Consider the following 11,530-nt stretch of genomic DNA (forward strand, 5'->3'; position numbering starts at 1 on the left):
GGTCATCCAATCGCGTTTTCCGACCAGACCTGCGGGCCGGACGGTGCGACCGACGCGACGGCCGATGAAACGAAATCGCCTTCGGAACGAGCTTGCTTTCTGAACAAACCTGCCTTCGGAACGCGATGGTATTCGAGAAGATCAGCCACAACCGCACTGCCGACGCAGTCGCCGAGCAGATCGAGCTCCTGATCCTGCAAGGCATCCTGCGGCCGGGCGACCGGCTGCCCGGCGAACGGGACCTGTCGGCGCAGGTCGACGTATCGCGGCCGATCCTGCGCGAGGCCCTGAAGACGCTGGAGGACCGGCATCTGCTGGTCTCCCGTCACGGCGAAGGCACTTTCGTGGCGGATGTGATCGGGGCGGTCTTCTCCGAACCAGTGGTCGACCTGATCCGCCGCTATCCCGAGGCGGTGGCCGACTATCTCGAGTTCCGCCGCGCGATCGAAGGCTGGTCGGCCTCGCTCGCCGCCGCGCGCGCCACCGATGCGGATCGGCAGATCCTGACCCGGGTCATTGAGGACATGCAGGCCGCGCATGCGACCGGCATCGCCGAGGAGGAGGCCGCGCTCGATCTCGAATTCCACACCGCCGTCGGCGAGGCGGCGCACAATATCGTGCTGCTGCACACGCTGCGCTCTTGCTACCGGCTGCTCGCCGACGGCGTCTTCTACCATCGTTCGCGCCTCTATGGCCGCGACGCCGCGCGCACCCAGCTAATGACCCAGCATCTCGCCATCCATGCCGCGATTCTGGCCGGCGATCCGGACCGCGCCCGCCGCGCCGCCGAAGCCCATATCGACTATGTCGAGGCGACCACGCGCGAGGTCGAGCGGATCGACACCCGCGCGCACAGCGCGGCCCTGCGCCTGGAACTGCTCGACAGCCGCCGCCTGCGCGCGAGCCGCCCCATCGCCAGACCCGACTGATCCTTCACCTCGCAATCGCCACCACCCTCATTCCGAAGCCGACCAGGAACCCGAAGCCCATGTCCACCGCCCCCGCCCGCCGGCCGCGCGTCGCCCTGTTCGTCACCTGCCTGGTCGACCTGTTCCGGCCCTCGGTCGGCTTCGCCGCCGTGAAGCTCCTGGAGGATGCCGGTTGCGACGTTGAGGTGCCGGCGGCGCAGACCTGCTGCGGCCAGCCGGCCTTCAATTCCGGCGACCGGGCCGATGCGCGCGCGCTCGCCGAGGACGTCATCAAGGCCTTCGAGGGCTACGACTATGTGGTCGCGCCGTCCGGCTCCTGCGGCGGCATGATCAAGATGCACTATGCCGAGCTGTTCGCCGACGTGCCGGCCTGGAAGGCGCGCGCGGAGGCGCTCTCGGCCAAGACCTTCGAGCTGGTTTCCTTCCTGGCCGACGTGCTCGGCGTCGAGACCACCGGCGCCCGCTTCGATGGCACGGTCACCTATCACGACAGCTGCTCGGGCCTGCGCGAACTCGGCATCCGCGAGCAGCCGCGCCGCCTGCTCGCCCGTGTCGAGGGTCTGTCCGTCAAGGAGATGCAGGATTCCGACGTGTGCTGCGGCTTCGGCGGCACCTTCTGCGTCAAGTATCCGGACATCTCCAACCACATCGTCGAGAAGAAGGTCGCCACCATCGCGGCGACCGGCGCCGGCACGCTGGTGGCCGGCGACCTCGGCTGCCTGATGAACATGGCCGGCAAGCTGAAGCGCGCCGGCAGCCCGGTCGAGGCCCGCCACGTCGCCGAGATCCTCGCCGGCGCCAAGGGCCCGGCCATCGGCGAGGGGCGCTGAGCTTTGAGCCGTCCCTCCCCGCCCCCTCGCCCCGCTCCCTTCCGCCCCTGGAGACCTGAACGGCCGCCATGCAGCTGACCTCACCCGCCTTCAAGGACAATGCCGCCCACGCGCTCCACGACCCGAACCTGCAGAAGGCGCTCGGGCATGTGGAGAAGGGCTTCATCGACAAGCGCAAGGCCGCAGCCGACCGCCTGCCGGAATTCGAAGCCCTGCGCGACCGGGCCCGCGACATCAAGAACCACACGCTGGCGCATATCGACCTCTATCTGGAGGCCTACGAGCGCAAGGTGATCGCCTCCGGCGGCCAGGTGCACTGGGCCGAGACGGCCGAGGACGCGCGCGCGATCGTGCTCGACATCTGCCGGCGCCTCGGCGCCCGCACGGTGACCAAGGGCAAGACGATGATCGCCGAGGAGATCGGCCTCAACGAGTACCTCGAGGAGCGCGGCGTCCGGCCGGTCGAGACCGATCTCGGCGAATACATCATCCAGATCCGCAATGAGGGGCCGAGCCACATCATCGCCCCGGCGGTGCACGTCACCAAGGAACAGGTCGAAGCCGATTTCCGCCGGGTCCATACCCATCTGGCGACCGACCGCGACCTGACCGAGCCGACCACCCTGCTCGGCGAGGCGCGCGCGGTCCTGCGGCGCGAGTTCCTGACCGCGGATGTCGGCATCACGGGCGCCAACTTCCTGGTCGCGGAGACCGGCACCTCGATCATCGTCACCAACGAGGGCAACGGCGACCTGACCCAGACCCTGCCCAAGGCGCATATCGTGCTGGCCTCGATCGAGAAGATCACGCCGACGCTCGACGACGTGGCGCAGATCCTGCGCGTGCTCGCCCGCTCGGCGACCGGGCAGGACATGTCCTGCTACACGACCTTCTCGACCGGCCCACGCCGGCCGGAGGATCCGGACGGCCCGGGCGAATACCATGTCGTGATCCTCGACAACGGCCGCTCGGCCATGCTCGGCACCGAGTTCCAGGACATGCTGCGCTGCATCCGCTGCGGCGCCTGCATGAACCATTGCCCGGTCTATCATTCGGTCGGCGGCCATGCCTATGGCTGGGTCTATCCCGGCCCGATGGGCTCGGTACTGACGCCCTCGCTGGTCGGCGTCGACAAGGCCGGCCACCTGCCCAACGCCTCGACCTTCTGCGGCCGCTGCGAGAGCGTCTGCCCGATGCGCATCCCGCTGCCCAAGATGATGCGGCATTGGCGCGAGCGCGAGTTCGAACGGCACCTGAACCCGGCCGCGGCACGCTGGGGGCTCGGCCTGTGGGCCTTCTTCGCCCGCCGGCCGAAGCTCTACCGGCTCGCCACCGGGATCGCCGCCAATATGCTCGGCTGGCTCGGCAAACGCTCCGGCGGCCGCTTCGCGAGCCTGCCTCTGGCCGGCGGCTGGACCAAATACCGCGACCTGCCGGCTCCCGAGGGCCGCACCTTCCACGAACTCTGGGCCGAGCGCCTCGCGCGCCAGGCCGCGAAGGCCGCCAAGTCTCCCGCTTCCGCTTCCGCCGCCAAGGGGCACTGATGAGCCGCGACGCCATTCTCTCCCGCATCCGCCGCTCGCTCGGCGTTGCCGCGACCGATATCGACCGCCGCGCCACGGTCTCCGACCGGCTGATGCGCCCGCCGCGCGGGCTGATCCCCAAGCGCGGACAGTTGCCGCCGGCCGAGCGGACGCGGCTCTTCGCCGAGATGGCCGAGCGGGTCAACTGCACGGTGGCGCGCGTCGCCGACGCGGAGGCGATCCCCGAAGCGGTCGCCGACTATCTGCGCGGCCGCAACCTGCCGGCGGCCCTGCGCCGGGGCGCCGATCCGCGCCTCGCCGCCCTGCCCTGGGACGGCCAGCCGCAGCTCGCCGTCTCGGTCGGCCCGTCGGACGGGCAGGACCTGGTCGGCCTCAGCCATGCCTTCGCGGGCGTGGCGGAGACCGGGACGCTGGTGCTCGTGTCCGGCGAGGACAACCCGACTACGCTCAACTTCCTGCCCGAATACCACATCGTGGTGGTCCGGGCGGAGGAGATCGAGAGCGACACCGAGACGGTCTGGGACCGGCTGCGACGGGTCTACGGCAAGGGCGTGATGCCGCGCACCGTCAACATGGTGACCGGCCCGTCGCGCTCCGGCGACATCGAGCAGACCATCCTGCTCGGCGCCCATGGCCCGCGCAGCCTGCACATCCTCGTGGTCGGCGCCGCCGACTGACGATCCCCCGGCGGGCCGGCCTGTACCGGAGGCCGATGCTGCGGCCGGCCTGCACCGGCCGGGCCGTGGATCAGGGCGCGAGGCAGATCGTTACGCCGTGGCCGGCATCGGTCGCGGCGGCGCCGCAGGGGCGACCGGTCGGCGCCGGAACGTCATGGCCGGTCGGCCAGGCCGCGGGAGGCCAGGCCGGCACGACGGCGCCGCCGACAGGGCGGGTTCCATCCACGGCAGCCGGACTGCCGCCTGCGCCGTTGGCCGGGCCGGCCGCGGCGGCGCCGCCAAGCCAGGCGATCGGCATCGGTTCGCCGGTGCGCAGGAAATGCACGGCGACGCCAAGCGCACCGGCACCGAACAGAATTTCGAAGGCCAGGCTGGTCGCGGCCAGGGCGGAGCCGACGTCGCGGACCCGCCCGAGCGTGCGCAGGACCATGCCGCCCGAGATGGCGACGGCGAACCAGGCCGCGCCGTAGGTGAAGGTCTCGGTGATTGCCATCGCCACCCCCTCGTCTCCGACGCCGCTTCCGGGCGTGCGGTATGGTTAACGATGGCACAATCGCGGCGGTTGCGGATGGGGGGCGCCGGCCCCTCGGCCTGCAATGCGTTTGCCGCCCCAAAGAATGCGCCGCGCGACCGGGAAAAGTCTCCGTCGGGCCACAGTCGCGCGTTAACCTTTGCGCGTGAGAGCAGGTCCGATCCCGCTGGATTCACCGGCGCGAAAGGGAAATGCTCGAAAGTCAAAGGCTTGAGCGGCACCCGCGCCCACACCATGGCGGCCGGCGCCGGCTTCGGGGTCTCGCGGTCGGCCGGCGTCCAGGGGGCGCGGCCGGAACAGGGCTGGCGGCATGGCGAATTGGTTCGAGCGTTGGTTCGGACGCAGGCGGGATCGAGAACCGGAGCCCAGGCCGGCGTCGGGTCCGCGCGGTCCGATCGACCCGTCCACGGCCATGAGCGGGGGCAGCTTTCCGGCTCCGGCGGGACCAGCGCTGCCTGCGGCCGCAGGAACGTCCGGCAGTGCCGCAGCCATGGCGGCCGCCGCGGCCGGCGGCGTGCTGATCGGCGCCGACATTCTCGCCCGCCACGGCGATCACGCCACGCCGGCAGCAACCCACGATGCGCGCGCGGACGCGCCGGGCGACCAGGACGGACAGCGGGGCGAAGCCGGCTCCGCCGCCCATGCCGGACCGGACGGCGGGCACGAACATGACACAGGCGATCACGGCACGGGCGATCACACCATGGACGGCCAGGCCGGTCCCGGCGATGACGGCTCGGGCGATGCGGGCGGACATCATGCCGGGCATGGCGATGCCTATGGCCAGCACGACGCCGCGCCGGCCACCCCACTCTCGGAGCCCGCCGGAAGTGCCGGGCCGGGAGGCGACAGCGACGGAGGCGACCACCATGGCACGGACACCCACGGATCGTCGGCGCCGGACTTCGCCGGTTTCCACGGCGGGGACTCAGGCGGCGGCCCCATCGATTCCGGCGCCGGATCGCCCGGCGGCTGGTGAGGACGGGGGCGACGGCCACCTGCAGAACCGGGTCGATCCGCTCGGCGCGCTGTTCCGCAGCGCCGCCCGCGGCCTGTTCATGGGCAATCGCGGCGGCCGCATCCACGATCCCGGGACCCGAGAACTGGTGCCGGCGCGGCGCTGGGTCTCGAAGGCCTGGATCTGCTGCGAAATCGCCTTTCGCGAGCGCAGCCGCACGGTCTGGGGCGAGAGCTATACCGAACTCTTCTTCCTCGACGAGGTGACGGCGCTCGCCGCCGGCCACCGCCCGTGCTTCGAATGCCGGCGGCAGGCCGCGCAGGATTTCGCCGCCGCCTTCGGACGGGGCAACGGCCTCGCCGCGCCGCCCACTGCCGGCCACATGGACGCGATCCTGCACCAGGAACGCGTCGGCACCGAGCCGGGCGACCGGCGCGAGAAGCGGCTCTACGTCGCCTTCATCGACACACTGCCGGACGGAGCGGCGATCGCCTCGGACGGCCCCGACCGTCAGATCTTCGCGGTGCGCGGTCCCTACATGCTGCCCTGGTCACCGCATGGCTGGGGCGCGCCCTTGCCGCGGCCCAAGAGCCGCCTCGTCACGCTGGTCACGCCGCCCTCCACCGTGATGGCCCTGAAGGCCGGCTACCGGCCGGTCTGGCATCCGAGCGCGGCGACCGAGGCCTTCGACCGCCGCCATCCCGGCAGTGCCGCGGCCTGAGCACTCCCGCACCGAACCGGACGGCCGATTGATGCGCATCAAGGCGCCCCCCGAAGCGCTTTGGAATAGTCCCGCGTGCCGGAGCCCGTGATCATCCGGGCTCCGGACAGGAACCTGCGTGACGGGAGTATGGCCATGAAATCGCTGCTTCCCAATCTCTGGGGTCAGGATGCGCGCGATCCGTTCCGGTCGCTGCGCGATGAAATCGATCAGGTCTTCGAGAGCTTCGGCCGCGGACTGCCGGCCGGCCTGAAGGGGCTCGCGACGCCGCGCTTTCCCGCGCTCGATGTCGCCGAGACGGCCGACGCGATCGAGGTGACCGCGGAACTGCCCGGCGTCGACGAGAAGGATGTCGACGTGTCGGTCGCCAACCGTCTGCTGACCATCAAGGGCGAGAAGAAGTCCGAGCACGAGACCAAGGACAAGGATCTGCACGTCGTCGAGCGCGCCTACGGCGCCTTCTCGCGTGCGGTGCCGCTGCCCTTCGCGCCCGATCCCAAGACCGTCGAAGCCACCTTCGCCAACGGCGTTCTCAAGGTGCATCTGCCGAAGCCGCCGGAGGCCGCCAAGACGGCCGAGAAGATCGCGATCAAATCGGTCTGAGCGCCACGCGCCGCCCGTCCCGTCGGGGCCGATGGCCGCCGATCGGGGCACGGGAGACGTGCGCCGGCCCGGATGTCCGGGCCGGGCACGGGACATGAGCGCCGGCCCGGATGTCCGGACCGGCGGGGCGGCGTGCGATTTGTCGTCTATCGGGAACAATCCGGCGTTTCGGCGTTCCCGTCCGGGCCGAGTGGCGCTAGAAGGGCCTCGACCCCATTCCCCTTGCCGACCCGGATCGCCTTTCCATGACATCGAACCAGACCACCGGTGCCCGCCTGCTCGTCCAGGCGCTCGAAGCCAATGCCGTCGAGCGCGTCTTCTGCGTGCCGGGCGAGAGCTATCTGGCGGTTCTCGATGCCCTGCACGACAGTCCGATCGACACCATCGTCTGCCGCCACGAATCCGGCGCCGCCTTCATGGCCGACGCGACCGGGCGGCTGACCGGGCGGCCCGGCATCGCCTTCGTCACCCGCGGCCCCGGCGCCACCAACGCCTCGGCCGGCCTGCATGTGGCGCGGCAGGATTCGATCCCGCTGATCCTGTTCGTCGGCCAGATCGAGCGCAGCTTCCGCCACCGCGAGGCCTTCCAGGAGCTCGACTACGGCGCCGTGTTCGGCTCGATCGCCAAATGGGTCGCCGAGATCGACAGCCCGGACCGCGTCCCCGAGATGGTCAGCCGCGCCTTCCACCAGGCGACCTCCGGCCGGCCCGGCCCGGTCGTGCTGGTGCTGCCCGAGGACATGCTGGTCGAGACCGCCGCCGCCGTGGCGGCCGAGCCCTGGGTCCAGGTCGAGACCCATCCGGGCCTCAATCTGATGTGGGACCTGCAGAAGCGCCTCTGGGCGGCCGAGCGGCCGCTCGCCATCCTGGGCGGCTCGCGCTGGAGCGAGAAGGCAGTGCGCCAGTTCGCCCGCTTCGCCGAGCGCTTCGACCTGCCGGTCGCCTGCTCGTTCCGCCGCCAGATGCTGTTCGACCATCTCGACCCGCATTATGCCGGCGATGTCGGCATCGGCCTCAACCCGAAGCTCAAGGCGCGCATCGACGAGAGCGACCTGCTGATGATCGTCGGCGGGCGCATGTCGGAGATGCCGAGCCAGGGCTACACGCTGCTCGGCATCCCGGAGACCGGCAAGACCCTGGTCCACGTCCATGCCGATGCCGACGAACTCGGCCGCGTCTACCGGCCGACGCTCGCCATCAATGCCAGCCCGGCCGCCTTCGCGGGCGCGGCCGAGAGCCTGCAGCCGCCCCATGGTGAGATCGCCTGGTCGGGCTGGACGCGCGCCGCCCATGCCGACTATCGCGCCTGGTCGGAGACCCTGCCGGCGATTCCCGGTGCGGTCCAGACCGGCGCCGCGATCGCGCATCTGCGCGCGGTGCTGCCGGACGACGCGATCTTCTGCAACGGGGCCGGCAACTTCGCCACCTGGGTGCACCGCTTCTGGCGCTTCCGCCGCTACGCCACCCAGGCCGCGCCGACCTCCGGCTCGATGGGCTACGGCCTGCCGGCCGCCGTCGGCGCCAAGCTGCAGTTCCCCGACCGCCCGGTGATCTGCTTCGCCGGCGACGGCGACTTCCAGATGTCGATGCAGGAATTCGGCACCGCCGTGCACTATGGCGCCAACATCGTCGTGGTGCTGGTCGACAACGGCATCTACGGCACCATCCGCATGCACCAGGAGCGCGAATATCCGCGCCGGGTCCACGGCACCGATCTGGTCAACCCGGATTTCGCCGCGCTGGCCCGCTCCTACGGCGCGCTCGGCTTCACCATCGAGACCACCGACCAGATCGCCCCGGCGCTCGATGCCGCGCTCGCCGCCGACCGCCCGGCACTCCTGCACCTGAAGGTCGACCCGGAAGGCATTACGCCGACCACCACCATCGAGAAGCTGCGCGGCAGCCGCTGAGGGGCGCATCGCTGGGGTCGGGTCCGCCGGGGCCGGCGCGCCCCGCCATCCCGGCCGCCGCCCGTGACATTGCGGTTTCACCATAGACTGTCATGATGCCCCCGGTCCGCAGCCGGGGCAATTCGATGGTTGGCCGGTCGTCTCTTTTCCGCCTTCCCGTCCTTGTCGTCGGTGCAGCGCTGGCGCTGGCCGGCCCCGCCCTGGCGGCCACCAAGCCGAAACCCGCGCCGGCGCCCGCCGCCAGCCCGGCGCCCACACCCGCTCCGGCGCCAGCGCCCGATCCGGCGCGGACCTTCGGCCCGGAGGAAATCATCAAGCGCGATCTGGCGACCTGCCAGAGCGCCAGTGAACCGGAGGCATCGCGGACGCGAACCTGCGAGCTGATGCTCGACAACCGCTCCGCCACCTACGACCAGCGCATCAAGGCCGGCAATGCGCTCCTGTCCCTGCTGCCCGAACCGGCCGCCCAGGTTCCGGTCATCAAGCAGATGCTGGAGATCTGGCCGGACAACCCGGACAACACCGACCTCCTCTGGCGCCAGTATCGCGCCCTGCTGGCGCTCGACCGGCCGCGCGAGACCTATCCGATCCTCGACACGCTCGAGGCCAACGAGCACGAGAATTACGCCGCTCGATTGGGCGTTCGATTGGGAAGGGCGCGCGCCCAGGCGGCGGCGGGCGATTTCGACGCCTCCGTCGAGACCGTCCGCGCGCTGCGCTCGGCGGCGCCGGCCTACACCTTTCCGCGCAACATCTACGCCGCCAAGGTGGTGCAGGATCTCGGCATATGCTGCGGTTACCAAGCCTGGGCGACGCGCGAACCGAAGACCATGGACGACTACATCGCCGCTGCGCCGGACGAGCGTCCGCACGAGATCGTCATGGTCTACGCCCTCCTGACCGGCAATACGGCGCTGATCCAGCAGGAACGGACCGACTTCGAAACGGAACTCGCCAAGGACAAGGTCCCGACGGGCGCCATCCGGGCGCTCTTCGACGGCATGCAGGCCACCGTCGCGAACGACTGGACGAAGGTGATCGAGGCGTTCGACCGCTACGATGCGGAGTTGCTGAAGAACCCCGATTTCAAGGCCGAAGTGATGCGCGAGCCCGGGGAGGAGCTAGACTACGACTTTATGCGGCTGATGGCTGGGCTCGAGGCCGGCAAGGTGCCGCCGGGGGCCGACCTGGTCATGGCCGCGCTCGAAGACCCTTTCGGTAGCGACGACCCGGTCCTACGCCGGTCGCGCGGCTACAGCCGCACCCTGCTGAAACATGCCCGGGGCGACGGTGCCGGGGCGCTTGCCGCCGCCGAGGCGATGATCCGAGACTCGGTCAGCAAGATTCCGACCGCACAGGAGGCCGCGCTCAACGTCTATCTCTACGAACTGGCTGCCCGCGTCGCGTTGGCCGCCGGTGCGCCCGCCGACGCGATCCGGTGGGCCGACCTCGCGCTGCGCGAGGATCCCCGCTGCGCCGCCTGCTATCTCGCCAAGGCCCAGGCGCTGCGGGCGCGCGGCGATGTCGGTTCGGTGATCACCGAAGCCGGCCGCGCGGCACGGCTCGAAGAGACCGCGGAGGCCTATCGCCTCGCCGCCGAGGCGCACCGGCGCAGTGCCGCCCTGGATCCGGCCGACCCGATCCCCCATCTCGCCCAGGCGACTCTGGAAATCCGCAAGGCGCAGAAGCTGGCACCGGCCGATCCGGCCGTCAGGGCCGAGGCCGAGGCGATCGAGGCGGCCTTCCGCTGAGGCGATCGAGGCAGCCCTCCGCTCCGGCGGCGCGCCCGCCACTGCGCCCGCTCCCGCCCCGGCTCCGGTCGTCGTGGCCGCCGCCCCGCCGCCGCCGCCGCCCGCCCCGGTCTCCCTGTTGCCGGCCTCGGTCGCCAAGGAACGGCGCGTCGCCCTGGTCATCGCCAACGGCGCCTATACCCGCTGCCGGGGCTGGAGAATCCGGCCAAGGACGCGAAGCTGGTCGCCGACAGCCTGAAGGCCGCCGGCTTCGACCTGGTCCAGACGGTGTCGGATGCCGATCGCTCAAAATTCGTGGCCGCCCTGACCGAGTTCGAGGACGAGGCCGACAAGGCCGATTGGGCGGTCGTCTACTATGCCGGCCACGGCATCGAGGTCGACGGGATCAACTGGCTCGTTCCCATCGATGCGGGCCTGAAGAGCGACCGCAGCATCGGCGACGAGGCGGTCAGCCTGAACCGGGTGCTGGACACGGTGCAGAATGCCCGGCTGATGCGGATCGTGATCCTGGACGCCTGCCGGGACAATCCCTTCGCCCAATCCATGAAGCGCGTCGCGACCCGCTCGGTCGGCACCCGCGGCCTCGCCCGCCAGATCGAGCCGCCCGGCGGCACGCTGGTGGTCTATGCCGCCAAGGGCGGCCAGACCGCGCAGGACGGCGCCGGCACCACCAACAGCCCCTTCGCGACGGCGCTCGCCAAGACCATGGCGCGGCCGGCCGTCGAGGTGCGCAAGCTGTTCGGGCTGGTCCGCGACGACGTGCTGGCGCTGACCGCCAACGCCCAGGAGCCCCATGTCTACGGCACCCTCGGCGGCGCCGACTATTTCCTCAACCGCGTCGAGAAGTGAGCCGGCGGCGTGGATCAAAGGCCACGCCGGGTCGGCTGCGGCGCGGCCGCCGACCGCCCGGCATTGCTGTACCTGAAGGTCGACCCGGAAGGCATTACGCCGACCACCACCATCGAGAAGCTGCGCGGCAGCCGCTGAGGGAGCGTATCCCCGGGGCCGGGCCACCATCCCGGCCGTTGCCCCGGCAGCGGCAATCCGCGTGACGGCCGGCGCCGTCACATTGCGG

General features: G+C 70.9%; 12 protein-coding genes. 11 read left to right on the plus strand and 1 reads right to left on the minus strand.

The features are described from left to right. Positions 1 to 125: 125 nt before the first annotated feature. The 4 genes from KL771_RS07865 (at position 126) to KL771_RS07880 (ending at position 3,980) form a co-directional block, all read left to right on the plus strand. Complete coding sequence (locus KL771_RS07865; RefSeq protein WP_261967992.1) at positions 126 to 929, plus strand: FCD domain-containing protein; 804 nt, start codon at positions 126 to 128, stop codon at positions 927 to 929. Positions 930 to 988: 59 nt separating this feature from the next. After that, positions 989 to 1,759, plus strand: a complete 771-nt coding sequence (locus KL771_RS07870; protein WP_261967993.1) for a (Fe-S)-binding protein — start codon at positions 989 to 991, stop codon at positions 1,757 to 1,759. A 68-nt stretch (positions 1,760 to 1,827) separates the two neighbouring features. After that, positions 1,828 to 3,303, plus strand: a complete 1,476-nt coding sequence (locus tag KL771_RS07875; protein WP_261967994.1) for a LutB/LldF family L-lactate oxidation iron-sulfur protein — start codon at positions 1,828 to 1,830, stop codon at positions 3,301 to 3,303. Then, the gene (locus KL771_RS07880) at positions 3,303 to 3,980 is read left to right on the plus strand and encodes a LutC/YkgG family protein (protein ID WP_315901487.1); all 678 of its coding nucleotides are present in this window, start codon (positions 3,303 to 3,305) and stop codon (positions 3,978 to 3,980) included. The genes KL771_RS07875 and KL771_RS07880 overlap by 1 nt, the downstream gene beginning before the upstream one ends. A 70-nt stretch (positions 3,981 to 4,050) precedes the next feature. On the opposite strand, the gene KL771_RS07885 is transcribed toward KL771_RS07880, so the two are convergent. Further along, the gene (locus tag KL771_RS07885; protein ID WP_261967995.1) at positions 4,051 to 4,479 is read right to left on the minus strand and encodes a hypothetical protein; all 429 of its coding nucleotides are present in this window, start codon (positions 4,477 to 4,479) and stop codon (positions 4,051 to 4,053) included. 523 nt (positions 4,480 to 5,002) lie between these two features. Between KL771_RS07885 and KL771_RS07890 the strand changes: the two genes are divergently transcribed. From KL771_RS07890 to KL771_RS07920, 7 genes are all read left to right on the plus strand, one after another. After that, positions 5,003 to 5,491, plus strand: a complete 489-nt coding sequence (locus tag KL771_RS07890; RefSeq protein ID WP_261967996.1) for a hypothetical protein — start codon at positions 5,003 to 5,005, stop codon at positions 5,489 to 5,491. Then, the gene (locus tag KL771_RS07895; RefSeq protein ID WP_261967997.1) at positions 5,382 to 6,191 is read left to right on the plus strand and encodes a hypothetical protein; all 810 of its coding nucleotides are present in this window, start codon (positions 5,382 to 5,384) and stop codon (positions 6,189 to 6,191) included. Before KL771_RS07890 ends, KL771_RS07895 begins: the two co-directional genes overlap by 110 nt. Positions 6,192 to 6,326: 135 nt before the next feature. Beyond that, positions 6,327 to 6,794, plus strand: a complete 468-nt coding sequence (locus tag KL771_RS07900; RefSeq protein WP_261967998.1) for an Hsp20/alpha crystallin family protein — start codon at positions 6,327 to 6,329, stop codon at positions 6,792 to 6,794. A 245-nt stretch (positions 6,795 to 7,039) separates the two neighbouring features. After that, complete coding sequence (locus KL771_RS07905) at positions 7,040 to 8,704, plus strand: thiamine pyrophosphate-binding protein (RefSeq protein ID WP_261967999.1); 1,665 nt, start codon at positions 7,040 to 7,042, stop codon at positions 8,702 to 8,704. Between the two features lie 125 nt (positions 8,705 to 8,829). Continuing rightward, positions 8,830 to 10,455 carry a hypothetical protein gene (locus KL771_RS07910; protein WP_261968000.1) on the plus strand — a complete coding sequence of 542 codons (1,626 nt, stop codon included), beginning with the start codon at positions 8,830 to 8,832 and terminating at the stop codon, positions 10,453 to 10,455. 234 nt (positions 10,456 to 10,689) lie between these two features. Then, complete coding sequence (locus tag KL771_RS07915) at positions 10,690 to 11,304, plus strand: caspase family protein (protein ID WP_261968091.1); 615 nt, start codon at positions 10,690 to 10,692, stop codon at positions 11,302 to 11,304. A 9-nt stretch (positions 11,305 to 11,313) separates the two neighbouring features. After that, positions 11,314 to 11,442, plus strand: a complete 129-nt coding sequence (locus KL771_RS07920) for a hypothetical protein (protein WP_261968001.1) — start codon at positions 11,314 to 11,316, stop codon at positions 11,440 to 11,442. Positions 11,443 to 11,530: the final 88 nt, after the last annotated feature.

Source organism: Prosthecodimorpha staleyi, assembly GCF_018729455.1.
Lineage (GTDB): Bacteria > Pseudomonadota > Alphaproteobacteria > Rhizobiales > Ancalomicrobiaceae > Prosthecodimorpha > Prosthecodimorpha staleyi.